This is a genomic window from Pseudomonas sp. D47 (assembly GCF_045447305.1).
Taxonomy (GTDB): domain Bacteria; phylum Pseudomonadota; class Gammaproteobacteria; order Pseudomonadales; family Pseudomonadaceae; genus Aquipseudomonas.
Genome location: NZ_JBJGXU010000211.1, coordinates 1 through 310 on the forward strand (window position 1 = coordinate 1; position 310 = coordinate 310).

1 protein-coding gene is annotated in these 310 nt (G+C 59.7%); it reads left to right on the forward strand.

Annotated elements, in window-relative coordinates; all coding sequences use genetic code 11:
- The coding region (locus ACI77I_RS32270) for a hypothetical protein (RefSeq protein ID WP_407000269.1) at window positions 1–310 on the forward strand (310 nt) is incomplete at both ends.

The following is a 310-nucleotide window of genomic DNA, read 5'->3' on the forward strand; positions in this document are numbered from 1 at the left end:
CAATGCCGTCGGTGAACGTGAGGTTTATCGGTACGACGATCAGCACGTCATTCTTGAGCGGCAGTTGGCCGGTGGGGCGAGCTTCTTCTGGGAATGGGAGCGGTCTGGCAAGGCGGCGCGCTGTGTTCGGCATTGGGCCAGCTTTTCGCAGATGGACACGCGGTATGCGTGGGAGGACGGCGGCAAGGTTACGGTTTACAACACTGATGGTAGCCAGGAAGTTTATGTCCATGACCAGCGGGCGCGGCTGGTGCAGCGCATTGATCCGGACGGCGCTGAACATTTCAAATCCTACGACGCCAAGGGGCGA